This is a genomic window from Gemmatirosa kalamazoonensis, from assembly GCF_000522985.1.
Taxonomy (GTDB): domain Bacteria; phylum Gemmatimonadota; class Gemmatimonadetes; order Gemmatimonadales; family Gemmatimonadaceae; genus Gemmatirosa; species Gemmatirosa kalamazoonensis.
Genome location: NZ_CP007128.1, coordinates 2,801,482 through 2,825,306, shown reverse-complemented (window position 1 = coordinate 2,825,306; position 23,825 = coordinate 2,801,482). Strand labels below are relative to the sequence as shown.

The following is a 23,825-nucleotide window of genomic DNA, read 5'->3' as shown; positions in this document are numbered from 1 at the left end:
CGTGACCACGCCCTCCCCCTCCCGCGGGCTCACGCCGTCCGTCATCGCCGAGCCAGCCGCCACCACCGCCGAGACGCCCGCGAGCTCGCATCCGCACCATCACGCGGACGCGAACCCCACTGGGCGACGGCTCGCGCTGCTCACGCTCACGGCGCTCGGCGTCGTCTTCGGCGACATCGGCACGAGCCCGCTGTACACGCTGCAGGAGTGCTTCAGCCGCGAGCACGGCGTGCCGGCGACCATACCCGACGTCTACGGCGTGCTGTCGCTGATCGTGCTGTCGCTGACGATGATCGTGACGATCAAGTACGTCACGTTCATCATGCGCGCGGACAACAAGGGCGAGGGCGGCATCCTCGCCCTGCTCGCCCTGATCATGCAGCGTCGGCGGCGCGACGACGACAAGGGCTCGCGCTTCGTGCTCATCTCGCTCGCGCTGTTCGGCGCGGCGCTGCTCTATGGCGACGGCATCATCACGCCGGCCATCTCCGTGCTCGGCGCGGTCGACGGCCTGAAGGTCATCGCACCGGCGCTCGACCGCTGGGTGATCATCATCACGATCGTGATCCTCTTCGGGCTGTTCTCGTTCCAGCGGTCCGGCACCGAGCGCGTGGGCCGGATGTTCGGGCCGGTGATGCTCGTGTGGTTCGCGACCCTCGCGGTGCTCGGCGTCGCGGGCTTTCGGCATCACCCGGAGATCCTGAAGGCGGTGTGGCCGGGCTACGGCGTGTCGTTCTTCTTCCGGCACGGGCTGCACGGCTTCCTCATCCTCGGCTCCGTGGTGCTCGCGGTGACCGGCGCCGAGGCGCTGTACGCCGACATGGGCCACTTCGGGAAGAAGCCGATCCGCCTCGCGTGGCTCACGTTCGTGTTCCCGTGTCTGCTGCTGAACTACTTCGGCCAGGGCGCGCTGCTCATCGCGCACCCGGAGGCGGCGGCGAACCCGTTCTACCTGCTGGCGCCGCGCGCGCTGCAGATCCCGTTGCTCGTGATCGCGACGTTCGCCGCGATCGTGGCGTCGCAGGCGCTCATCTCGGGCGCGTTCTCGCTCACGCAGCAGGCGGTGCAGCTGGGCTTCGTGCCGCGGCTCGACATCCGCCACACGTCGCACCACGCGGCGGGGCAGATCTACATCCCCGAGGTGAACCAGGCGCTGGCACTCGGCTGCATCGTGGTGGTGCTGTTCTTCAAGTCGGCGACGGCGCTCGGCGCGGCGTACGGCATCGCGGTCACGGGCACGATGGCGATCACGACGCTGCTGTTCCACGTCATCGCGCGCGAGCAGTGGGGATGGTCGCCGTGGAAGGCCACCGCCGCATCGGCCACGTTCCTGCTCATCGACCTCGCGTTCTTCGGCGCGAACGTGCTGAAGATCGAGCAGGGGGGCTGGGTGCCGCTCGCCATCGGCGTCGCGCTGTTCACGATCATGCGCACGTGGAAGGAGGGGCGGCGGCTGCTGTGGACCATCCTGCAGGGGCGCACGCTCCCGATGTCGATGTTCATCGAGGACGTGGCGCGCAAGAAGCCGATGCGCGTGAACGGCACCGCGGTGTTCCTGACGTCGCATTCCGAGGGTGCGCCGGTCGTGCTGCTGCATCACCTCAAGCACAACCAGGTGCTGCACGAGCAGGTCGTGCTGCTGTCGATCGGCGTCGCCGACGTGCCGGACGTCGACGAGCGCGAGACGCTCGTCGTCGAGGAGCTCGGCGAGGGCTTCTTCCGCGTGCGGGCGACCTACGGCTTCATGCAGCAGCCGAACGTGCCCGATCTCATGAAGCACCTGAACGCGCGCGGCGTGAAGACCCGCCCGATGGCGACGTCGTACTACCTCGGCCGCGAGCAGCTCATCCCCAGCGGTCCGGGCAAGATGGCGCGCTGGCGCAAGATGCTGTTCATCTTCCTGTCGCGTAACGCGCGGTCCGCGACGCAGTTCTTCTCCATCCCGCCCAACCGCGTCGTGGAGCTGGGCACCCAGATCGAGTTCTGACGTGAGATTCTCCCGCCTAACGATGGCGCTGGCCCTCGTGGCCGCGCCCGCGCTGGCCGCTGCCCAGACTCCCGCCGCACCCGACTCCGCGCCGCCGCCGATCGAGGACAACAGCTTCCTGGTCGAGGAGGCGTACAACCAGGAGCGCGGCGTGGTGCAGCACATCAACACGTTCTCGCGCGCGACCACGGGCAACGGCTGGCTGTACACGTTCACGCAGGAGTGGCCCGTCCCGACGCAGCTGAATCAGCTGAGCTACACGATACCGATCGCGCGCCCGGAAGGACGCGGCGCGTCGCCGCGCTTCGGCGACCTGCTGCTGAACTACCGCTACCAGGCCCTCGCCCACGAAGACCTGCTGTTCGCGCCGCGTCTCTCCGCGATCCTGCCGACCGGCAGCGCTTCGGCGGGGACGGGACTCGGCGGCGCCGGAGTGCAGGTGAACCTGCCGGTCACCGCGGTGCTCACGCCGTCGCTCGTGTCGCACTCGAACGTCGGCGGCACGCTCGTGCCGCGCGGCAAGACCGGCGACGGCGAGCGGCTGCGCAGCGCGAACGTCACGCTCGGCCAGAGCTTCATCTGGCTCGCGCGGCCGACGTTCAACGTGATGCTGGAGTCGCTGTTCTCGCACACGTCGAACCGCGTCACGCCGCGCGGGGCGGGTGACGCGGTCACGCTGTCGAACCAGTCATTCACGCTGTCGCCGGGCGTGCGCTACGCGTTCAACTTCCGCTCCGGGCTCCAGATCGTCCCCGGCGCGGCAGTGCCCGTGACGTTCAGCGGCGGCGACGCGGATACGGGCGTGTTCCTGTACCTGTCGTTCGAGCACCCGTTCGCGCGGACTCGTTAGGCCCGAGAGCTCACGCGGAGACGCGGTCAGCGCCGAGCGGTCACATCTCGATCACGCGACGGGCGCGCGGCACCGCGACGGCGCGCGGGACGACGACGCGCGGGGTGACGAACGACGTGGTGCGCACGCTCGCGCGCGGGAGCGCGGGACGCACCGGCGCGGACATCCACGTGCGCGGCAGCACGCGCAGCGACGGCACGTCCATGCGCATCGGCGTCGACGGCAGCAGCGGCGCAACGGGAGTGCGCGGCAGCGCGATGGCGCCGTCGCCGTCGCCGAACGAGAACGCGAAGCCGCTGCGGTTCTTCCACACGTCCGCGGCACGGGCCGCCTTCACGGTGAGCGTGCGCAGGCTCCCGCTCTGCCACACGCGCAGCGTGATGTCGTCGCCCGCCTTGTGCTTCTCGAGCTCGCGCGTGAAGCGGCGCGCGCGGAGCGCGGAGAACTCCGGGTCCTCGGCGTCGTCGCGCGAGAGGCGCAGATCCACGCCGTCGATGCCCGCGATGCGCGCGCCTTCCACGATCCCCGCCTTCTCCGCGGGGCCGTCGGTGGCGACGGAGCTCACGAACAGGCCGAGCGTGTCGCGGCGGCTGCCCGTGGTGCCGACCGTTAGGCCGAGCGCGGGGCGCTGCTCCATGCGCGTGCGGATGCTGTCGGCCCACGCGCGCGCCGACGCGCCGCTGCGGAAGATCGTCGAGCCGCCGGGCCCGAAGCCCACACCGTACGCGCGGCTCGGCTCCAGCGACGACGCGGCGACCGTCTTCACGCGGACGGTGCGCGTCTCGCGGCCGCGCTGCACGACGAGCGACACCTCGTCGCCCGGCTTGTGCTTCGCGAGCGCGCGCTGCAGTCGGCGCGATCCGAGGTCGCGGAACACGGGATCGTCGGCATCGGCCGGGTCGACGCGCAGCGTCGTGCCGTCGATCGACACGATGCGGTCGCCCTCCTCGATGCCGGCCTTCGCGGCGGGGCCGTCCTCGGCGACGTCGGCGATGCGCACGCCGATCGTGTCGCTGGAACTGCGCGCCGGCGCGAGCGAGATGCCGAGCACCGCGCGCGTGGAGTCGTCGCTGCGCCAGATGCTCACGCCGCCGGGGCCGAGCGCCTGGACGAGGGTCTCGTACGTTCGACGGCTGCCGGCGTCCTGCGCGGCGGCGGTGTGCGGAGCGAGGAGGGACGCGGCAGCCAGCGCCGCGGCGGCCGTCAGGTAGACGGTGGGTCGCATCGTCGGGGTGTCTCCAGGAAGGGGTGGTTCACCCGGTAGGACACGCCGGCGTGCGGGGAGGGTTGCCGACCAGACCTCGCCGCGCCGCCCCCTGCGATGTAGCGGCTTCCTTGACAGGGGCACCGGAGGGTGGCATGTCCCCACACCCGCTCACGGTCCCGCCGTGATCGCCCATCTTCGGACGCCCCCGTCCATTCTCGGGGCCGAGCGGGCAATGCAAGACGGAGGATCCATGCGTCCTCGACTGACGTTGCTCGCGATCGCCGGGTGCCTGCTCCCCGCACTCCCGCTGCACGCTCAGCCCGCGGGCCCGCCCGTCATCCTGCAGATCTTCCGCGAGGATGTGAAGGTCGGCAAAGGGTCCGCGCACGAAACGATCGAGGCGCAGTGGCCGGCAGCGTTCCGCAGGGCCGCGACGAAGAACCACTATCTCGCCGCCACGACGAGCACCGGCGGGCAGGAAGCCTGGTTCATGACGGCCGTGCCGGACTACGCGACGCTCGAAGCATACGACCAGGAGATCGCGAAGGCGCCGGGGCTCAGCGCCGAGCTGCAGCGGCTCTCGGCGGCGGACGGCGAGATGCTCTCGGGCGCGCGGACCTTCCTCGCCGAGCTCCGTCCGGACTCCGGCCCGCCCGGCGCGCCCCTGGATATCGGAAAGATGCGCGGGTTCGTGATCACCACGTACCGGCTGCGTCCCGGGCACACCGCAGATTGGATGGAGATGCGCGGCGCGCTCGTCGCGGCGTACGCCAGAGCCGGCCTCGAGCACGGCACGGCCGTCTACGAGATCGTGCAGGGCGTCACCACGCCGACGTACATGGTGATCCGTCCGTTCCGGTCGATGGCGGAGATGGACGCGCGCTCGGCGAATGCGTCGAAGGTGCGGGCGGCGATGTCCATGGAGCAGCGCGCGCGCTACGACAAGCTGACGTCGGACGCCGTGATCTCGCGCGAGGTGGAGACGCTCATGTTCAACCCGAAGATGAGCTATGCCCCCGAGGGGATGGTCGCGAGCGATCCCGCGTTCTGGACGCCGAAGCCCGTGGTCGCGCAGCGACCGAGCCTCGTCAAACCCGCGGTCAACGTGAAGGAGCCGCCGAAGCCATGACCGGCGCCGCGGCGGGGCGAGCCCGTACCCGCCGCGGCACTCGACCGCTCGGCCGTCGTCACACGACGACGTTGAGCAGCCGTCCGGGGACGAAGATGACCTTCTTCGGCTCCCCCGTCACGAACTTCGCGATGTTCTCCTCGCGCAGCGCGGCGGCCAGCGCATCCGCCTGCGCGATCTCCTTCAGCACGCGGATGCGGCCGCGCAGCTTCCCGTTCACCTGCACCGCGAGCTCGATCTCGTCCTCGGCGGCGAGCGCCGCATCGAACACCGGCCAGCCGGCGTCGAACACGCTCCTGGCGTCGCCCGTGCCGCGCTCCCACAGCTCCTCCGCGAGGTGCGGCGCGAACGGCGCGACGAGCTGCACCAGCGGCATCACCTCGTCGCGGTGCGGCGTGCGCTCGTTGAAGCGCAGCGTCTTCATGTACTCCATCATCGCCGCGATCGCCGTGTTGTACGACAGCCGCGGGATGTCGTCGCCGACCTTGCGGATCGTCTGGTGCAGCTTGCGCAGCACCGCCGGATCCGGCGCGGTCTCGGTCGTCATGTCGCGCACGCTCGCCCACAGGCGGTCGAGGAACCGCCGCACGCCGCTGATGCTCGCGTCGCGGAAGTCGCCGCCCTCCTCGTAGGGACCGAGGAACATGAGATACGTGCGGAGCGTGTCGGCCCCCCACTTCTCCACGTACTCGTCCGGGTTCACCACGTTGCCCTTCGACTTCGACATCTTCGCGCCGTCGCGGATCAGCAGCCCGTGCGCGCGGAACTTGGTGAACGGCTCGTCGAAGTCGACGTGCCCCATGTCGTGCAGCACCATCGTGACGAAGCGCGAGTACAGCAGGTGCAGGACCGCGTGCTCGTTGCCGCCGATGTAGCTGTTCACCGGCAGCCACTTCTTCGTGAGCGCCGGATCGAACGGCACGTCGTCGCGGTCCGCGCTCGGGTAGCGCAGGAAGTACCATGCGCTGTCGAGGAACGTGTCGCTCACGTCGGTCTCGCGCCGGCCTAACGCGCCGCACTTCGGGCACGGCACCTCGTACCACTCCTTCACGCGCGCGAGCGGCGACACCCCGCTGTCGTCGGGCTTGAAGTCCTGCGTGAGCGGCAGCTCCACCGGCAGCTGATCGACGGGCACCGGCACCGTGCCGCACGTGTCGCAGTAGATGACCGGGATCGGCGGGCCCCAGTAGCGCTGGCGCGAGATGGTCCAGTCGTGCAGGCGGTAGTTCGTCACCGCCTTCCCCTGCCCCATCTCCTCCAGCCACGCCGAGATCGCTCGGATGCCTTCCGGCACCGACAGCCCGTCGAAGCGGCCCGAGTTCACCAGGCGACCCTGCTCGTCGTCGGTGTAGGCCTCCGTGAGCGGCGCGTCGGCGTCGCCGTCGGGGCCCGCGACCACGCGCACGATCGGCAGCGCGAACTGCGTCGCGAACTCGAAGTCGCGCTCGTCGTGACCCGGGACGGCCATGATCGCGCCCGTGCCGTAGTCCATCAGCACGTAGTCGGCGACCCACACGGGGATGAGCGCGTTCGTCGCCGGGTTGTGCGCGTACGCGCCGGTGAACACGCCGGTCTTCTCCTTCGCGGAGACGGCCGACTTGCGCGCGACGAGGTCCTTCCGGCCGGCGCGCACGCGGTAGTCGTCGACGGCCGCGCGCTGGGCCGGCGCCGTGATGCGCTCCACCAGCGGGTGCTCGGGCGCGAGCACGAGGTACGTCGCGCCGAAGATCGTGTCGGGGCGCGTCGTGAACACGGTGATCGGCGTGCCCGTCATCACCATCGGGTTGTCGCTCGCGCCCGCCTCCTCCTCCGCCGTCGTGTCGCCGTCGTTAGGCACGAGGAAGTCGACGCGCGCGCCCTCGCTCTTGCCGATCCAGTTCCGCTGCGCGGTCTTCGTCGTCTCCGACCAGTCGAGCCAGTCCAGATCGTTCAGCAGCCGCTCGGCGTACGCGGTGATACGGAAGAACCACTGCTCCAGCAGCCGCTGCTCGACCGGCGTGCCGCACCGCTCGCATGCGCCGGCGATCACCTGCTCGTTCGCGAGCACGGTCTTGTCCTTCGGGCACCAGTTCACGGCCGCGCGCTTCTTGTACGCGAGGCCCTTCTCCAGCAGCTGCAGGAAGACCCACTGGGTCCACTTGTAGTAGTCGGGTCGGCTCGTGTCGACGACATAGCGCCAGTCGACCATGAGCCCCGCGCGCTCCAGCTGCCGCCGGAAGTTCGCCACGTTGCGCGGCGTCATCTCCGCCGGATGCACGCCCATCTTCAGGGCGAAGTTCTCCGAGTGGATCCCGAACGCGTCGAAGCCGAGCGGCTCGAACACCGTGTGGCCGAGCTGCCGCTGGTGACGCCCCTGGATGTCCGCACCCGTGAACGCGAACAGGTTCCCGACGTGGAGCCCCTCGGCCGAGGGGTACGGGAACATCATGAGCTGGTAGTACGGGCGCTCGCCGCCCGACAGGTCGACGCGGTTCGTGCCGCGCTCCTGCCAGCGCTGCTGCCACTTCCGCTCGACAGCGGACGGATCGTACGGCGCCGGCTGGTCGGCCGGCGACGGGGCGTGCGGGGACTCGATGGGGACGGTCATGGAGCGGCTGCGGGGTCGGAATGGTCCACGGAATCTAGCGAGTCCGGCTACGAGGCGGTCGCCACGCGCACCGTTTTCCGCGCCAGACGTTCCCGATGGTACGTGAGATGCCCCTCGCCCGCTCGTCGTCTCGCGAGAGCTTCTCATGCGCAGCACTCTCCCCCCGATCGTGCTCGCCGTCGCCACGATCGCCATCGCCGCCTGCACGTGGCGCGACGGGGAGCCGGCGGTTCGCATCATTCCCGATCCCGCCGGACAGCGGGCCGCGTCGCTGCTGGACGCCGCGGACACCGCCATGGCGCACGGCAAGCCCGACATCGCCCGCGCCGCGCTCGCCTCCGCCTACGGCCAGCCGACGCCGAGCCCGGACGTGGCGTACCGCGTGGCCCGGCTCGCCGACCGGCTCGACGACGTCGGCACGGCGGCCCGCGCCTATCGTCGCTACCTCGCGCTCGCCCCGACGAGCCCGGTCGCGGACTCCGTGCGGACCCGGCTGCTCGCGCTCGTGTCCGGCCCGATGCGCGCGCGCATCGTCGACCCGCTCGGCGTCGAGCAGCTCGTGGCGACGGGCGAGGTCGAGCCCGCGACGGACAGCGCGCCGACCGGCGCGCACCATCCTGCCGCGAAGCCCCATCGTCCTCGCCGTTAGGAAACATCTGATTGGCCCGGGGGTAGAACTACGTATCCCCCGGTAGCGAGATCGCCGGCGGATGCACGTTGCCCCTTTTCCGGAGCCACGCATGCATCGTCGCTTGTCCGTGCTCGTCGTTCTCGCCATGGCCGCCGGCTGCGACCGCAAGTCCGACGTCGCGCCCCTCGACCACGACGCATCGATGCTCCGGCCGGACACGGCGGTGGCCGCCGTCCCGAGCACGCGCGTGGACGAGCTGCTCGACGAGGCCCGGGGCGCCGTGACCACCGGCGACACCGCGACCGCGGAGGGGAGCCTCGCCGGGGCGGTGACGGTCGCCGACACCGACGCCGCGCTCGTGGCCCGCATCGCCGACCGGAGCCTCGCGCTCGGCCTCGCCGCGTACGCGGAGCTCGGCTACCGCCGGTACCTCGCGCTCGCCCCCCGCGGGCCGCTCGCCGAGCAGGCCCGCCAGCGGCTGGCGCTGCTCGCCCCGGAAACCGTCGCTGCGGCGCCCCGCGCCGTGCCCGTGCCCGCGACGGCGGTCAGTCATGAGGTGAAGCGCGCGACGGTGCGCGCGGTTCGTCGCACGCCCGCCCTCGGCACAGCCGCCCGCGGTATGCCCGCGCGCGGTATGCCCGCGCGCGGTACGCCCGCACGCGTCACGCGCGTCGCCAGCGCCCCCGCCCGCCGCGTTCCGCCCGCGCCCACCGTGAGCGCCGGCGAGACCGCGCGCGTGGACGGTGTGTCGACGACTGCCGCGCCCGCCGCACGGGCCGACGGCGCGAGCGCGCCGACGACCACCGTCGCGAGCGCGGCGCCGGACACGACGACGACGACGACGGCCTCGCCCGCTCCGACCCGGCGCCGCTCGTCGGCCGGCAAGGGCGCCGTGCTCGGCGCGGCGTCGGGCGCGGTGCTCGGCGCGGTCATCGGGGGCGGCGCGCGCGGCGGCATCATGGGCGCCGTGGCGGGCAGCGTGCTCGGCGCCGCCGTCGGCGGGCACTCGCAGCGTTAGGCGGCGGTCGCTCCGCGTATCGTCATCCCGGCGAAAGCCGGGATGACGACTCGGTGCTCCACGCGTCGCGGCGCACGATCTCGGGCACCGGCGCGCCGTCGCTGTCGGGCAGCTCGACGCCGAGCATGGCGGTGAGCGTCGGCGCGAGATCGTACGGGGAGAGCACGCGATCGAGGCGGCCCGGCGCGATCCCCGGTCCCGCCGCGAGGAGCCACCCGCCGGGACGGTGCTCGCCGGTGCGCCCGTAGTCGTTCGCGCCCTCCACCACGCCGATCTTCGGCGAGCGCGCGCGCACCCGCGCCGCGGCGCCGCCGGCGAGCGCCGTGCTCCCCGTGGGCACGTCGTCGCTCCACTCGACGAGCAGGTCGGGGAGCGCATCGCGCGCCTCGCCGGCGTACAGGTCGTCGGTGCGCAGCACGCGGCGCACGAGCGGCGCACCGGTGCGCTCGTCGACGATCGCGAGCAGATCCGCCGCGAGCTCGTCGCAGAACGCCTGCGCCTCGGCGCCGGGCCGCAGCACGCCCTGCGGCTCGCGCCCGACGAGGTTGAGCCGGATGCCGCCGACGGCGAGCCCGTTGTTCAGCGGGAAGCACCGGCTGCGCGCGGGGTCGAACGCGAGCGACGGGATCGCGTGGGTCGGCGGCGTCGGACGCACCGCGCGGAGCAGCGCGCGCACCGGGCGACGCACGACCTCGGGCAGCGCGTGCCACAGCCGGCGCGCGAGCGACGGCGCACCCCGCTCGCGCGATCGGTCCGCCACGGTGACGCTGAGCCGCAGCAGGATCTCCCGGAGCAGGAACTGGGCGCCGAACCAGTGCGACATGCCGTGCGCCGAGAACACGACGACGTGCGTGTCGGTGCCGGCCGCGGCCAACACGTCGCCCAACGCGTCGTCGACGGCGCGGTACACGCGCTCGAGCGGATCGCCGGTGCGCGCGACGACGGCGGGATCGTGCGCGGGATGCGCGGCGTCGTGCAGGTGCCAGCACTGGTGTCCCGCGCAGTGCGCCTCGGTGAAGACCTGGACGAACAGATCCCACCCGCCGCGCGCGAGCAGCTCGCGCGTCCATTCTCCCTTGCGCCGCGCGCCGAGCGTCAGCCGCTCGACGAGCGCCGCGTAGTCGTCGGCCGAGCGGCGTGCGCCGTCGCACGACGGGCCTAACGGGTGCGACCCGTGCCGCGACGTCAGCTCTCGCGCGAGCTCCCGTGGATGCGTGCGGAAGCCGTACAGCGCGTCGTGCCCGCCCCACTCCACCACCTGGACGCCGTTCAGCGACTCGTCCAGTCGCGTGAGCGGCACATCGAGCACCGCGACGCGCATGCCCGCCCGGCTCACCGCGCGCCAGAACGGCTCCCGCGTGACGAACGCCGCGTCGGCCACGCGGTGCAGCGCGTACGTGCCCGGCACGAGCTGCAGCAGGTAGTGCACGCCGTGCTTCGCGGGGCTCGTGCCGGTGTACGCCGACGGCCACGTCGACCCGATGAAGAATCCCTCCACGCCGCGCGTGCGCGCCACCAGCCCGCGTTCGGCGAGCGCGCGCAGGTTCGGGAGCGTGCCGTCGCCGATCCACCGGTCGAGCAGCTCGGGCGACGCGGCATCGACGCCGAGCACCACGAGCCGCGCCGGCGGGCGCTCGGTGTCGCGGGTCACGAGCGGTCGAGCGATGCGCGCGCGAGATGGCGCGTGAACGGCAGGAAGTGCCAGCCGCCGCGACCCACGAGCGACCACGCGTGATAGCGCCATGCGTCGACGAGCGCGCCGTCGCGCAGCGAGTCGACGGCCGCATCGTGGTAGGCGTGGGCGACGCGCTCCCGCAGGGCGGCACGCACGTCGGCCGGCAGCGGCAGCGACAGGATCCGGCGGAGCGCGTCCATCTGCCCGCCGACGTACGCCGCGGACTGGGACTCCGCCGAGGGGCTGCCGACGCGGTAGACTACCGTCGGGTCGCCGAGCCAGCGCATGCGGTGCTCGGTCGCGAAGCGCACCGCGAGCCACGTGCACTCGAGGTAGCGCGGCATCCCCGCGAACAGCGACACGCCCACCGCGTCCGTCCGACAGAGCCACGAGCCGGGGAGAAGCCAGTTGCGACGCAGCAGCGCGCGAATCGGATCCGCGTTCACCTCCGCGGCGCTGTCGGGCGGCACGTTCGGCTCGCAGCACGCGCCGTCGTGACGGAAGCCGTTCGTCACGACGACGTCGAGCTGCGCCGACCGCTCCAGCGCGGCGAGCCGCAGCGCCATCGCGCCGTCGACGAGCCGATCGTCGTCGTCGAGCGTCGCGAACCACGGCGTGTCCACGGCGGCGCGACCGGCGAGGAGCGCAGCGGGAAGGTCGGCCTCGTCGCGCAGCAGCAGCCGCACGCGCGCGTCGTTGCGCAGCGTGCGCATCACGTCCGGATCGCAGCGCACGCCGTTCACGACGACGAGCGGCACGCAGCGCACGCCGTGTTGCGCCGTCACGCTGTCGATCGCCTCGAGCAGCAGCTCGGCGCGCTCGCGCAGTCCGCGGGTCGGTACCACGACCGTGATCGCGCGCTCGCTCACGCGCGGCACCGCCTAACGATCACGCCGGTGGTCGCGCCGTGACGCACGCGTCGACGGTCGACACCGACGTCTGCATCGTCGGCGCGGGGCCGGCCGGGCTCGTGGTCGCGCGCGAGCTCGTCGCGCGCGGGCGCGAGGTCGTGCTGCTGGAGAGCGGCGCCGAGGAACCCGATGACGAGGCCGACGCGCTGAACGACGGCGACGTGGTCGGCGACCGCTACGCGGGGCTGCGCGTCACGCGCCGCCGGCAGGTCGGCGGCGCCATGCAGAGCTGGAACACCCCCGTGCGCGGCGCGCCCGGCGCGAAGTGGGTGCCGCTCGACCGGGTGGACGTCGACGGCCGCTGGCCGTTCGACGGCGCGACGCTGCGCCCGTACTACGAGCGCGCGCAGACGCTGTGCGGCCTGGGGCCATACGCGTATGACGCGGCGTCGTGGGCGCGCCCCGAGACGGGGCGTGCACCGGTCCAGCTCGAGGGGCATGGGCTCGTGTCACGGGTGTATCAGCTCGGCGCGCGTCAGGCGCTGCTGGGGCCCACCTTACAGCGCCTGCGCGAGTCCGGCAACGCGACGCTGCTCACGCGCGCCACGGTCACGCGGCTGGCGACGGAAGCGTGGCGCGTACGCCACGCCGTCGTGGCCTCGCCCGATGGCGTGCGGCGACTCGTGCGCGCGCGGCGCTTCGTGCTCGCCGCCGGCGCGGTGGAGAACGCGCGGCTGCTGCTCGCGTCGGGCGACGGCGCGGGGCTCGGCAACGCGTGGGGACTGGTCGGGCGCGGCTTCATGGAGCATCCGCGCGACACGGCGATCACGCTGTTCCCGCGGCCGGGCGCGTACCGGGACCTCGGTTTCTACGACGCGCACGTCGTCGACGGCACCACGATACTCGGCCGCCTCGCGCTCGACGCGAACACGGTGCGCGCGCACGATCTGCCGAACGCGTCGGGCACGCTGCTGCCGCGGATCCGGCAGTGGGGCGCGCGATGGCTGCGGGGGGGACATGGCTGGTCGCGCCGGCGCGCGCCCCGGCTCGCGTACGACGGACTCACCGTGCTGCTGAACGTCGAGCAGCGGCCGCACGCGGACAACCGCGTGGTGCTCGGCCGCCGCGGCGACGTGTACGGCGTCCCCGTGCCGGAGCTGCACTGGCGCTGGCATACCGAGGAGCACGCGCGTCTGGTGCGGCTCCGCGCGGTGGTCGCGCGCGGGCTCGCCTCGCTGGGCCGGGTGCACGTGCGCGACGACGCGTCGCCCGACCCGAACGCGCACCACCACGCGGGCACCACGCGCATGCACGAGGATCCGCGCGAGGGCGTCGTGGACGCGGACGGACGCGTGCACGCCGTGGAGAACCTCTACGTCGCCGGCGCGTCGGTGTTCCCCACGGCGGGGTTCGCGAACCCCACGCTCACGATCGTCGCGCTCGCGCTGCGGCTCGCCGACCACCTCGCGGCCGGCGAGCGTTAGGCACCCGCTACGGCTTCGGCGCCATGCCGGAGAGCGGCTTGTTCGACGGGCGCTCGCTCGACTTGTAGAGGAACGCCATCGGCTCCACGCGAGCGCCCTTCGCGTCGGCGACGGCGAAGTTGGCGCCCTCGTAGGCGGTCGCGCCGGCGTAGCGTCCGTCCTTCGACACCGCGTAGTACTGCAGGTCGAAGAACGGCCGGCCCTTCTCGTTCAGCAGCCGCGGCTCGGTCATCGCGATCACGCGCTCCATCACCTTCATGAGCGCGGTCTGGGGGTCCATCCCCTGCCGCATGAACTCCACGGCGAGGAACGCGCCGCAGACCTTGATGTTCGCCTCGCCGCGTCCCGTCGACCCCGCGGCGCCGACGGTGTTGTCGCAGTACTGTCCCGCGCCGATGATCGGGCTGTCGCCGACGCGTCCCGGGATCTTCCACGACAGCCCGCTCGTCGTCGTCACGCTCGCGATGTCGCCGCCCGCGGTGACAGCGTTCATGTTGATCGTGCCGGTGGTGTACGCGAGATCGCCCTCGGCGGCCCACTCGTGCGCGCGCTGGAACGCCTGCGACGTGCGCTTCGGGGCGCCGGGCCGCGTGTCGAGCCAGTTGTGCACGTCGCCGCCTGTCTCCTTCCACTTGAGCCACCGCTCGCGGCTCTTCTCGGTGAGCAGGTTCTGCTCGTGAAAGCCCATACGCAGCGCGAACCGCTTCGCGTCCTGGCCGACGAGCAGCACGTGGTCGGTGTGGTCCATCACCGCCTTCGCGACCAGCGACGGCGTCGCGATGCCCTCCAGGCAGGCGACGGCGCCGGCGCGTCGCGTCGGTCCGTGCATGCAGCTCGCGTCGAGCTGCACGACACCGTCCTCGTTAGGCAGCCCGCCGAGCCCCACCGACTGGTCCTCGGGGTTCAGCTCGACGACGTTCACGCCGGCGACGATCGCATCGAGCGGGTCGCTGCCGGCGTTCAGCAGATCCCAGGCGACCTGGATGCCGCGCTTGCCGCTCGCGTCGGCGGTATAGCCGTTCTCGGCCGACACGATCACGGGACGCGTCGCCACGCGTCGCGCGGGCTCGAGGCTGGCGCGGTCGACGACGCGCGTGACGAGCGGCTGCGCGTCGGCGGCACGCGCGAGCGAGAGACCGGCGGCCGCGGCACCGGCGCCGAGGAAGTCGCGACGGGAGATCGACACGATGGGATCGGGTTGAGGTTCGTTCGACGTCAGAGCTGCGGCTCCGGTTCGCGCACGCGACGCGGCCGCGGCCACGGCTCGCCGCCCTCGCGCTCGACGCCGGCGTAGATCTCGTCGAGCGTGAGACTCGTCGCCGGACACGGCACCGTGACGTCGCCGCTGCCGGTGACGTCGTCTCTCCGCCACGTGCCGTCGTCGTCCCGGTGGTGCCGCTCCACGCGACGGTCGTGCTGGTGTACAAGGAGGAACGATTGCAGACCGGGCTTGCGCGCGTAGTAGACCGCCTTCTCGTGTCGGTCGGTCGCTTCCGTGGACGGCGACAGCACCTCGACGACGAAACCGGGCGCGGCCTCCTCGTGACCGTCGTCGGGCTCCTCGCATGACACGACGACGTCCGGATAGTAGAAGACGTCCTCGTCGACGCGCACACGAAGGTCGTTCACGTAGACGCGGCACCCGCTGCCGGCGGCGTCCATGAGACGGCGGGCGATATTGAGCACGATCCGGATGTGACGCCGCGACGCGCCGGTCATCGCCCGCACGGCACCGCGCACGTACTCGTGTCGCAGCTCCGACGTCGCCTCGAGCGCGCGGTACTCGTCGACCGTCAGGAAGCGCGGTCCGCCGGCGGGTTCGCTCATGCGGCCGAGTATATGCCCGGGCGCACCCGGCGGAAAGCACGCGGCATCCGCTCCCCTACCCCGCGCACGGGCGTCCGCTAGCTTCGACCGCATGACCGAGACGACTCTCTCCCCATCCTCCGTCGCCGAGCAGCTGCGGGCCACGGCGTTCCTGCAGGGGTTCCCCGACTCGTACTTCTGGCGGCTGTCGCGCGCCATGGTCCCGCGGCACTTCGCCGCCGACGAGACGCTGTTCCAGGAAGGACGGCCGCGCGAGCTGTTCGCGATCGTCGTCTCCGGCGCGGTGGCGATCGAGAAGTCGGCCGAGGGGCACACGGCGCGACTGGGCACGCTCGGGGCCGGCGAGGCGGTCGGCGAGGGGCTGCTGCTCGGCGACACGGCGAAGCACGGCACCACCGCGCGCGCCATCGGCGACGTCGAGGCGCTCATCCTCACGCACGAGGCGCTCGAGTCACTCGTGAAGGAGGCGCCGCAGCTCTACGCCGCGCTCGTCCAGCGGTCGGCGCGCACCATCGCCCAGCGGCTGCGCGTCGCGTCGGCGACGCTCGTCGGCCACGGACGCGTGATGGCGTTCTCCGGCGGCGGCATGCGACGCGAGCACGACCTGCTCGGCGAGCGCGAGGTGCCCGAGGCCGCGATGTACGGCGTGCAGACGTTGCGCGCGCTGGAGAACTTCCCCATCACCGGCGTCGCGCTGCGCGAGTTCCCCGAGCTCGTCTGCGCGCTCGCCATGGTGAAGGAGTCCGCGGCGCTCGCCAACCGCGACCTCGGCCTGTTAGGCACCGAGGTCGCCGACGCGATCGTCGCGGCGGCGCGCGAGGTGGCCGAGGGGCGGCACCACGAGCACTTCCTCGTCGACATGATCCAGGGTGGCGCGGGCACCTCGACGAACATGAACGCGAACGAGGTGATCGCGAACCGCGCGCTGGAGCTGCTCGGGCGCCGCCGCGGCGAGTACGACGTGGTGCACCCGAACAACCACGTGAACCTCAGCCAGTCGACGAACGACGTCTACCCGACGGCGGTGAAGCTCGCCCTGCACGCGAGCATCGACCGGCTGCGCGAGGCGATGCGCGACCTCGCGCAGGCGTTCCTGACGAAGGGGCGCGAGTTCGCGCCGCTGCTGAAGATGGGGCGCACCCAGCTGCAGGACGCGGTGCCGATGACGCTCGGCCAGGAGTTCACCGCGTTCGGCCACACGATCCTCGAGGACGTCGACCGGCTCGGCGAGGTGCAGGGGCTGATCCGCGAGATCAACATGGGCGCGACCGCGATCGGCACGCGCATCAACGCGCCGCAGGGATACACCGAGGCGGTGCGCGCGCATCTCTCGCGTGTGTTCGGCCGCGAGCTGATCACCGCCCCCGACCTCGTCGAGGCGACGGCGGACACCGGCGTGTTCGTGCAGCTCTCGGGCGTGATGAAGCGCTGCGCGGTGAAGCTCTCGAAGATCTGCAACGATCTGCGTCTGCTCGCGTCGGGGCCGCGCGCCGGCCTCGGTGAGATCAATCTCCCGGCCATGCAGCCGGGGAGCTCGATCATGCCGGGCAAGGTGAACCCGGTGATCCCCGAGGTCGTGAACCAGGTGTGCTTCGACGTCATCGGCGGCGACGTCGCGGTCACGCTCGCGGCGGAGGCCGGGCAGCTTCAGCTCAACGTGTTCGAGCCGGTGATCGCGTACCGGCTGTTAGGCAGCCTGGCCGAGCTGCGCAACGCGTGCGTGGTGCTGCGCGAGCGGTGCATCGAGGGGATCACGGCGAACGCCGACCGGATGCGGTACTTCGTCGAGCACTCGATCGGGATCGTCACCGCGCTCGTGCCGGTGCTCGGCTACGAGACGGCGACCGACATCGCGCGCAGTGCGCTGGAGTCCGGACGAGGTGTGTACGATCTCGTGCTGGAGCGTGGGCTGCTCACGCGCGAGGCGCTCGACCGCGTGCTGAACCCGGAGGCGATGGTCGGTTCGGCGGAGGGCGTGCCGCTGTGACGCGGCGCACTTGCGCTCCAGCCTCGGCGGTGCAATCATGGGCAACCATGACGAGCTACCGCGCCGCCAGCTTTAGCGTCTTTACGTTTACCAGCCTCCGGATTCGCTCCGGGAGCTGCAGGCGCTGGCGTACGTCGCGATAGATCGATCGCACGACGCGCTCCGCCCCAGGCTCCCGGCTCACACCGGGGGCCTTTTTCGTTCCGCTTGTGCCGGGAGGTAGGCATGATCGCCGCATGGACTTCACCCCTCCAACGCATGGACACGCCCGGACCGCTCCGCGCAGTCGGCGCCGCGCTCGGCCCGCGCGTCGCGTATCAGGGCGAGCCCGGCGCGTTCGGCGAGGCCGCGATCGCCCAGCGCTGGGAGGGCCACGCGGTCGCCGTCGGCGCGACCACCTTTCCGCGCGTGATCGGGCTGCTGCTCGCGCGCCAGGTGGACCTCGCGGTGCTCCCGACGTGGAACTCGACCATCGGGCCGATCCTCGGCGCGCACGAGCTGCTGTACGACAACCGCACGCGCGTCGAGGTCATCGACGAGGTGGCGCTCCCCGTGCACCACGCGGTGCTCGCGCTCCCGGGCGCGTCGCTCGCCTCGGTGCGCGCGGTCGGCAGCCATCACGCGGCGCTCGGCCAGTGCGCGCGGTTCTTCGCCGAGCACCCGCTCGTCACCGCGTACGAGGCGTTCGACACGGCGGGCGCGGCGCGCGAGCTCGCGGCGCTCGTGGGCGGCGCGCCGCAGGGGCTCACCCCGCCGTGGTACGCGAGCGTGCCCCAGGCGGCGCCCGAGACGCTCGCCGTCATCGCGAGCGAGGCGGCGGCGCAGCGTCACGGGCTCGTGGTGCTCGCGAGCGCCGTGCAGGACCACGCCGACAACGAGACGCGCTTCGCCGTGCTGCGCCGCCACGAGGGAGGACGCGCATGATCGCCTCGCTTACGGACGCGCCGCGCGTCGTGCCGCGCATGCGCGGCGTGCGCGGCGCGACGACCGTCGCCTTCGACGCGCCGGAAGCGGTGGACGACGCGGTGGCGGAGCTGCTGCACGCGCTCACGTCGATGAACGACTTCGGGCCGGACGACGTGGTGAGCGCGATCTTCTCCACGACGTGCGACCTGCGCAGCCGGCCGCCCGCCGCGGCGGCGCGCGCGATCGGCTGGACCGACGTACCGATGCTGTGCATGGCGGAGATGGAGGTGACGGAGCCCCTGTCGCGATGCGTGCGCGTGCTGCTGCACGTCGCCGTCGCGGACGGTCGCCGACTGCGGCCCGTCTACCTGCGCGAGGCGCGCGCACTCCGCCCCGACCTGGTGGTGGACGCGTGACGGGCACGCGACCCCGGCCTAACGTGACGCGACGGCGGAGCGCGTCGGAGGCGACCGACGGTCTCGTCCCCCGCATGGTCGCCGAGGCGCGGCGCCGCGCGGCCGAGGGGCACGACGTCGTGCGACTCGACATCGGCGAGCCGGATCTTCCCACGCCCGCGCACATCGTCGAGGCGGGCGTGGCCGCGCTGCGCGCCGGTGCCACGCGCTACGTCGCGCCCGCCGGCATCCCCCCGCTGCGTGCCGCGATCGCCGACGTGCAGCGCACGCGCGGCGTCGCCGCGACGGCCGAGCAGGTCGTCGTGACGTCCGGCGCGAAGCCGATGCTGCTGTACGCGCTGCTCGCGCTCGTGCAGCGCGGCGACGAGGTGCTCGTCCCGGATCCCGGCTATCCCGGCTACGCCGCGGCCGCGCGCATCGCCGGGGCGCGGGTGCGCCACTATCCGCTCGCCCGCGACGGCGCACAGTTCCGGCTCGACGTCGACGCGCTCCGCGCGGCGGTACGCGAGCGCACCCGCGTGCTCGTGCTGAACACGCCGCAGAACCCGACGGGGTGCGTGCTCGACGACCACGAGCGACTCGCGATCGCCGAGCTGGCCGAGGAGCGCGACCTGTGGGTGGTGAGCGACGAGATCTACGACGGGCTGCGCTACGACGACCGCGCCGCGTCGAGCGTCGCCGCGCTTCCCGGCATGGCGGCGCGCACGGTCGTCGTCGACGGCTTCTCGAAGACGTACGCGATGACCGGCTGGCGACTCGGCTACGGCGTGATGCCGTCGTCGCTCGTGCCGGCGGTGACCGCGCTCGTGAACGAGAGCACGACGTGCGCGCCGGCGTTCGTGCAGCACGCGGGGCTCGCCGCGCTCACCGGGCCGCAGGACGACGCGATCGCCATGCGCGAGCTGTTCCGCGCGCGCCGCGACGCGCTCGTCGCGGGGCTGCGCGGCGTGGCCGGCGTGCGCGCGGAGGCGCCGGACGGCGCGTTCTACGTCTTCGCCGACGTCGCCGGGCTGCTGCGCGCGGGCGAGACGTGCGTGGCGCTCGCCGACCGCCTGCTGCGCGAGCACGACGTGGCGTGCATCCCGGGCGCCGCCTACGGCCGGCGCGGCGAGGGCATGCTGCGGCTCGCGTTCACGACGAGCGAGGAGCGGATTCGCGAGGCCGTGACGAGAATCAGGGCAGGAGGGCAGGAGGGCACGAAGCGAGGGCAGGAGATCCGTTAGGCCTCCTGCCCTCCTGCCCTCCTGCCCTCCTGCCCTCCGCCGTCAGGCGGCCGCCTGCGCCGCCTCGCGCTCGTCGGCGCCGCCGCGCAGCGTCCACTTCGCGAACACCACCGTCATCACGCCGTAGAAGAACAGCCCTCCGGGGATCCACATGATGAGCCCCCCGTAGTGCTGGTCGTCCATCGGCGTCATGCCCCACACGCGCGGGGCGATGGCGTACGCCGGGTAGAGAATGCGGTCGGCCATCGTGACGTAGATCGCGACGACCGACATCGGGATCGTCATCAGGAAGCAGTACAGCATCTGCCCCGGGTACGACAGCCGCGGCAGCTCGCGCAGCGGGCTGACGAGCGGCCACCACATCAGCACGGACGCGGCGAGGAAGAGCAGGTGCTGCACGATGTGCACGGGGTGGTGCGCCAGCGCGAGGTTGTACATCGGCGGCAGGTGCCACGCCGCGAGCACCACGTTGAACAGCACGAAGCAGCTCGCGGGGCGCGTCACGCGCTCGGCCACGGCGCGCACGAGCGGCGGGCGGAGCAACGGCCGCAGCATCCACCCCGGCGTGCCCACGATGAGCAGCGGCGGCACGACGAGCGTGAGCACCAGGTGCTGCACCATGTGCGCGCTGAACAGATACGTGTCGCTCAGGTCGTGCAGCGGCCCGTTCAGCGTGAAGAACAGCACGAGCAGCGCGGCATAGAACGCAGCGCGCTGCGCGACCGACGGCCCGGGACCGTCGCGCCGCGCAGCGCGCCAGGCGTACACCCCGCCGAAGGCGACGATGCCGACGACGGTGCTCGCGTGAATCGAGAAGCCCTTCCCGACCTCGACGACTGGATGGAGAAGCATGATGCAGCGGTGCTGATGGGGCGGCGCTGGACCTGCGGCGCCGGAACGGCGGCGCTGAAACCGCGCGGGATCAGCGCCGCCGTTCCAGCGCCGTGGTATCAGCGCCGAAGCTCCAGCGCCGCCCCATCAGGTAAGGAGCCCGAGCCGGATCGCGAGCTTGCCGAACAGGAACATCAGCCCGATGAGCGACAGCGCGGCCACGATGAACGGCCCCGTGAACAGCGCGCGGAACAGCCGGTGGTCGTACTTCAGGTGCATGTAGAACAGCACCACCGTCGCGAACTTCACCGCCGACATGATCAGCAGCGACGGGATGAAGAAGTGCGACGCGACGAACGCCGGGATGTAATACGCCCACACCTCGGCGACCGTGATGGCGGTTAGGAAGACGCCGACCTTCACGTACGTCCCGGCCGTCGGATGCGAGTGCGGATCCGACGGGTCGTTCGGGTCGTGCGCGCCGTGGCCTTGTGCGTCGTGCGTGTAGGGATGTGCCATCGGTCGCGTCCTACTTGATGAGGTAGACGAGCGTGAAGATCGCGATCCAGACCACGTCGACGAAGTGCCAGTACAGCGCCGCGAGGTCGACGTTCAGCGCGTCCTTCGGCTTCAGCCCGCGCTTCATGTCGATCGCCAGCAGCGTGAGCAGCCAGATCACGCCCGCCGTCACGTGCCCGCCGTGGAAGCCGGTGAGCGTGAAGAACGAGGAGCCGAACAGGTTGCGGCGGATCGTCAGCCCCTCGTGCACGAACGAGGTGAACTCGAACGCCTGGAAGCCGAGGAACGTCGTGCCGAGGATCGCCGTCGCGGCGAGCCACAGCTTCGAGTTCTGGTAGCCCTTCCGGTTCGGGTCGTCCGCGTGCACCACGGCGTCGTGCGCGAGCACCATGGCGAGCGACGACATGAGCAGCACGAACGTCGACGCCGACGTGACCGGGATGTTGAGGATCGGCTTGAAGACGTGCCCCGTGCTCGGATCGCGCCACACCTCGTGCGGGAACGGCCCGACGAGCGACCGTCCCTTGTAGATGAGGTACGTCGAGATGAGCGACATGAACAGCATGCACTCCGAGCCGATGAAGGCCCAGATCCCGACCTTGCGGTGGTCGAGCCCCGTGGTCGTGTAGTGATGCTGGATCGGCGGGTGCGCCGCGTCGGCGGTCATGTCCACGGTGGCCATCTCAGTGCGCGTCCTCGAGCGGGGTGGTGAGCCAGTTGTAGAGGCAGGCCACCCACCAGGCGGCGCCCGCGAGAATCCAGGCCACGCCGAACTTCGTGCTCTTGTCGAGCATCAGCAGCCCCATGAACATGAACACGATGCCGGCCGCGACGAGCAGCGGCATGATCGACGGGTTGGGCATCGGGATGCCGAGCTCCGCGGCCGTCTTCAGCCGCGTCGCCGACTCGACGTGCATGCGCGCGCCGGTCCCCTCGACCTGGCTGTTCGCCGGGTTCACGTGCGTCTCGCCGACCTCCTTGCCCTGCACGCCCTGCCCGACCGCGACGCCCATGCGCTCGTCGCCATGCCGCGTGTGCGGCACGTCGTGCATCATCTCCGGGTGCGTGATGTCCCACAGCGGGTAGCGCGACGTCACGCGCGGGATCTCGGCGAAGTTGTAGTCGGGCGGCGGGGACGGGATGCTCCACTCCAGCGTGCCCGCCTCCCACGGATCGTTCCCCGCGATCGCCCCGTTCTTCCGGCTCTTGATGAAGTTCCAGAGGCTGATCGCGATGCCGACGACCAGGATCGCGGTGCCGATCGTCGACGCGAGGTTGAAGTTCGTGTAGCCCTGGTCCGCGTCGTACGTGTAGATGCGGCGCGGCATGCCGAGCAGCCCCGAGAAGTGCATCGGGAAGAACGTCAGGTTGAACCCGACGAACATGATCCAGAAGCTCCAGTCGCCGAGCTTCTCGCTGCACAGCCGGCCCGTGATCTTCGGGTAGTAGTGATACAGCCCGGAGAAGATGCCGAAGATGGAGCCGCCGAACAGCACGTAGTGGAAGTGCGCGACGATGAAGTACGTGTCGGTCTGCTGCAGGTCAGCCGGCGGCGACGCGTGCATGACGCCCGAGATGCCGCCGATCGTGAACATGCCGACGAGCGCGGTCGCGAACTTCATCGCCGTCGTGAAGCGGATCGCGCCGCCCCACATCGTGGAGATCCAGTTGAAGATCTTCACGCCCGTCGGGATCGCGATCAGCATCGTCGTGAGGCTGAACAGCGAGTCGGCGACGGGACCCATGCCGACGGCGAACATGTGGTGCGCCCACACGCCGAAGCCGAGGAAGCCGATGAGCACCGTGGCGTACACCATCACCGGGTAGCCGAAGATCGGCTTGCGGCTCATCGTCGGGATGACCTCGGAGACGAGGCCGAACGCCGGCAGGATGAGGATGTAGACCTCGGGGTGGCCGAAGATCCAGAACAGGTGCTGCCAGAGCAGCGGGTCGCCGCCCGCCGCCGTCTCGTAGAACGTCGTGCCGAAGAACCGGTCGAAGATCAGGAACTGCAGCGCGATCGTGATGACCGGGAACGCGAGCAGGATGAGGAACTGCACCACGAACGCGTTCCACGTGAACATCGGCATCCGGAACAGGTTCATCCCGGGCGCGCGCATGTTGATGATCGTCGTGATGAAGTTGAAGCTCGCCGCCAGCGTCGAGATGCCGAGGATCTGCAGGCCGACGACCCAGAAATCGATGTTGATCCCGGGCGAGCTGGCGCGCGTCGTGAGCGGCGTGTAGCCGAACCACCCACCGTCCGGCGCGGCGCGGAACAGGATCGGCAGCGTGATGAACAGGCCGCCGAACAGGTAGATCCAGTACGAGAACGCGTTCAGTCGCGGGAACGCGACGTCGCGCGCGCCGACCTGGAGCGGGATGAGATAGTTGAAGAAGATGGCCGACATCGGCATGATGGCGAGGAACACCATCGTCGTGCCGTGCATCGTGAAGAGCTGGTTGAACGTCTCCGCGCTCACCACGTGCTGGTTCGGCCCGGCGAGCTGGATGCGCATCAGGAACGCTTCCAGCCCGCCGATGACGAAGAACGCGAGCGACGTGAAGAGGTAGAGGATGCCGATCCGCTTGTGATCGACCGTCGTCAGCCAGCTCCACAGGCCAGTCTCGGCGTGCGTCTTCGCGGGGGCGTAGGCAGGCGCCGCTACGGTGGTTGCCATGATTCGGTCCGTTGCT

The 23,825-nt window shown here is 71.5% G+C and carries 20 protein-coding genes; 10 read left to right on the top strand and 10 right to left on the bottom strand.

Going from position 1 to position 23,825, the window contains the following annotated elements:
* The first annotated feature begins 1 nt into the window (after position 1).
* Complete coding sequence (locus J421_RS12125) at positions 2-1,987, top strand: potassium transporter Kup (protein WP_025411441.1); 1,986 nt, start codon at positions 2-4, stop codon at positions 1,985-1,987.
* A gap of 1 nt (position 1,988) precedes the next feature.
* Positions 1,989-2,837 (top strand): transporter, encoded by an 849-nt coding sequence (locus J421_RS12120; protein ID WP_148306282.1) that lies wholly within the window; start codon positions 1,989-1,991, stop codon positions 2,835-2,837.
* A gap of 40 nt (positions 2,838-2,877) precedes the next feature.
* Here the strand turns inward: J421_RS12120 and J421_RS12115 are convergent, their stop codons facing one another.
* Positions 2,878-4,062: a PDZ domain-containing protein gene (locus J421_RS12115; RefSeq protein ID WP_025411439.1), complete on the bottom strand. Its 1,185-nt coding sequence runs from the start codon at positions 4,060-4,062 to the stop codon at positions 2,878-2,880.
* 232 nt (positions 4,063-4,294) lie between these two features.
* Here J421_RS12115 and J421_RS12110 point away from each other — a divergent pair, with 232 nt between their 5' ends.
* Positions 4,295-5,173, top strand: coding sequence for a hypothetical protein (locus J421_RS12110; RefSeq protein ID WP_148306281.1), 879 nt, complete (start codon positions 4,295-4,297; stop codon positions 5,171-5,173).
* Positions 5,174-5,231: 58 nt separating this feature from the next.
* On the opposite strand, the gene leuS is transcribed toward J421_RS12110, so the two are convergent.
* A complete protein-coding gene (gene leuS / locus J421_RS12105; protein WP_025411437.1) occupies positions 5,232-7,760 on the bottom strand; it encodes a leucine--tRNA ligase in 2,529 nt (842 codons plus the stop codon).
* Positions 7,761-7,905: 145 nt separating this feature from the next.
* Between leuS and J421_RS12100 the strand changes: the two genes are divergently transcribed.
* Both J421_RS12100 and J421_RS12095 read left to right on the top strand, forming a co-directional pair.
* Positions 7,906-8,409, top strand: a complete 504-nt coding sequence (locus J421_RS12100) for a tetratricopeptide repeat protein (protein WP_025411436.1) — start codon at positions 7,906-7,908, stop codon at positions 8,407-8,409.
* A gap of 91 nt (positions 8,410-8,500) precedes the next feature.
* Positions 8,501-9,409, top strand: a complete 909-nt coding sequence (locus J421_RS12095; protein ID WP_148306280.1) for a hypothetical protein — start codon at positions 8,501-8,503, stop codon at positions 9,407-9,409.
* A 22-nt stretch (positions 9,410-9,431) separates the two neighbouring features.
* Here J421_RS12095 and J421_RS12090 read toward each other — a convergent pair whose 3' ends face one another.
* A complete protein-coding gene (locus J421_RS12090) occupies positions 9,432-11,060 on the bottom strand; it encodes an alkaline phosphatase family protein (RefSeq protein WP_025411434.1) in 1,629 nt (542 codons plus the stop codon).
* On the bottom strand, positions 11,057-11,953 hold the full coding sequence (locus J421_RS12085; RefSeq protein WP_148306279.1) for a glycosyltransferase family A protein: 897 nt from the start codon (positions 11,951-11,953) through the stop codon (positions 11,057-11,059). The genes J421_RS12090 and J421_RS12085 overlap by 4 nt, the downstream gene beginning before the upstream one ends.
* A 38-nt stretch (positions 11,954-11,991) precedes the next feature.
* On the opposite strand from J421_RS12085, the gene J421_RS12080 reads away from it, so the two are divergent.
* Complete coding sequence (locus tag J421_RS12080) at positions 11,992-13,419, top strand: GMC oxidoreductase (protein WP_025411432.1); 1,428 nt, start codon at positions 11,992-11,994, stop codon at positions 13,417-13,419.
* Between the two features lie 7 nt (positions 13,420-13,426).
* On the opposite strand, the gene J421_RS12075 is transcribed toward J421_RS12080, so the two are convergent.
* Both J421_RS12075 and J421_RS12070 read right to left on the bottom strand, forming a co-directional pair.
* Positions 13,427-14,605: a glycosylasparaginase gene (locus tag J421_RS12075; protein ID WP_025411431.1), complete on the bottom strand. Its 1,179-nt coding sequence runs from the start codon at positions 14,603-14,605 to the stop codon at positions 13,427-13,429.
* 29 nt (positions 14,606-14,634) lie between these two features.
* Positions 14,635-15,246: a Uma2 family endonuclease gene (locus J421_RS12070; RefSeq protein ID WP_025411430.1), complete on the bottom strand. Its 612-nt coding sequence runs from the start codon at positions 15,244-15,246 to the stop codon at positions 14,635-14,637.
* On the opposite strand from J421_RS12070, the gene J421_RS12065 reads away from it, so the two are divergent.
* The 4 genes from J421_RS12065 to J421_RS12050 all read left to right on the top strand — a co-directional run bounded on the left by J421_RS12065 (position 15,245) and on the right by J421_RS12050 (position 19,778).
* Positions 15,245-17,233 (top strand): aspartate ammonia-lyase, encoded by a 1,989-nt coding sequence (locus tag J421_RS12065; RefSeq protein WP_104022548.1) that lies wholly within the window; start codon positions 15,245-15,247, stop codon positions 17,231-17,233. The two genes, J421_RS12070 and J421_RS12065, sit on opposite strands and share 2 nt — an antisense overlap.
* Before the next feature lie 258 nt (positions 17,234-17,491).
* Complete coding sequence (locus tag J421_RS12060) at positions 17,492-18,157, top strand: prephenate dehydratase domain-containing protein (protein WP_025411428.1); 666 nt, start codon at positions 17,492-17,494, stop codon at positions 18,155-18,157.
* Positions 18,154-18,555, top strand: a complete 402-nt coding sequence (aroH, locus tag J421_RS12055) for a chorismate mutase (RefSeq protein WP_201773007.1) — start codon at positions 18,154-18,156, stop codon at positions 18,553-18,555. The genes J421_RS12060 and aroH overlap by 4 nt, the downstream gene beginning before the upstream one ends.
* Complete coding sequence (locus J421_RS12050) at positions 18,552-19,778, top strand: pyridoxal phosphate-dependent aminotransferase (protein WP_158508766.1); 1,227 nt, start codon at positions 18,552-18,554, stop codon at positions 19,776-19,778. Before aroH ends, J421_RS12050 begins: the two co-directional genes overlap by 4 nt.
* A 42-nt stretch (positions 19,779-19,820) precedes the next feature.
* Here J421_RS12050 and J421_RS12045 read toward each other — a convergent pair whose 3' ends face one another.
* The 4 genes from J421_RS12045 to ctaD all read right to left on the bottom strand — a co-directional run bounded on the left by J421_RS12045 (position 19,821) and on the right by ctaD (position 23,809).
* Entirely contained in the window at positions 19,821-20,630 is an 810-nt protein-coding gene (locus J421_RS12045) for a cytochrome c oxidase assembly protein (RefSeq protein WP_025411425.1), read from the bottom strand.
* Positions 20,631-20,756: 126 nt separating this feature from the next.
* Entirely contained in the window at positions 20,757-21,128 is a 372-nt protein-coding gene (locus J421_RS12040) for a cytochrome C oxidase subunit IV family protein (protein WP_025411424.1), read from the bottom strand.
* A gap of 10 nt (positions 21,129-21,138) precedes the next feature.
* A complete protein-coding gene (locus tag J421_RS12035) occupies positions 21,139-21,810 on the bottom strand; it encodes a cytochrome c oxidase subunit 3 (RefSeq protein ID WP_025411423.1) in 672 nt (223 codons plus the stop codon).
* A gap of 1 nt (position 21,811) precedes the next feature.
* Positions 21,812-23,809, bottom strand: coding sequence for a cytochrome c oxidase subunit I (ctaD, locus tag J421_RS12030; protein WP_025411422.1), 1,998 nt, complete (start codon positions 23,807-23,809; stop codon positions 21,812-21,814).
* Between the last annotated feature and the right edge of the window lie 16 nt (positions 23,810-23,825).